At 48.0% G+C, this 743-nt stretch carries 1 protein-coding gene; it reads left to right on the top strand.

Going from position 1 to position 743, the window contains the following annotated elements:
- Positions 1-620 (top strand): hypothetical protein (locus tag IE099_RS20650; RefSeq protein ID WP_229809638.1); only part of this gene is annotated, 620 nt, incomplete at its 5' end.
- Positions 621-743: the final 123 nt, after the last annotated feature.

The following is a 743-nucleotide window of genomic DNA, read 5'->3' on the forward strand; positions in this document are numbered from 1 at the left end:
GAACGTTAGGCAGAATGAATAGGAAGCTCGTCGATGTAGTCGTTCCAGAAGACCTAAGACTGTGGCTTACTGAAAACCCAGGCAAGGTCTTCGAGTTCGATTCTGAACTCGAATCTGGGGACGACGTCGTGTTGCAGCTTGTGAAAGTTCGATTGGTTGCGATTGACAGACTCAAGTGCGTCGAAATACCTATCGACAATCGTGATTTCTACAATATGCATCCAGACCTTTGTGAGTCTAATGACTTCGGCCCAGACGAGGATAAGGATGCTCTCTATTACAAGTTTCGCGCGGTTGATATCATTGACGAAGACTTAGACGACCAGTTCCATCCAGTGGGACTCTTCTCATGGTATCCAGATTTGCTTCGGTATGGAACTTGGGACGAGACGCATCAAATAATTTACACGTTCCCAAATGTCACCTGGACCGATATTACCGAGCGTCCTCACCGTTACTTCAATGGTCAATGGAGTAATCTCGAAGAAGGAGAGAAAGAGCCTCTTATGCCTTGGGTTAAGCAGAGATTTCATAAGGATCTGGGGGAATTTGAGCTGACTTTCACGGAATACACGCAATTTATGGATTCTTGGCTTAATTCTGAATCCGAAGAGGCCTAACAATGCGCAGCACCACAAATCCGACCGCGCTGGCGAGTCGGAGGCTTGACTGGAGGAGGGGTCGTGATAGAAGTAGTGAAAGCGCGCTGAGTCGGTCGGATTGGGTGTGCTGGAACGTTAGCC

The sequence above is a fragment of the Roseibacillus persicicus genome, assembly GCF_014651675.1.
Taxonomy (GTDB): domain Bacteria; phylum Verrucomicrobiota; class Verrucomicrobiia; order Verrucomicrobiales; family Akkermansiaceae; genus Roseibacillus; species Roseibacillus persicicus.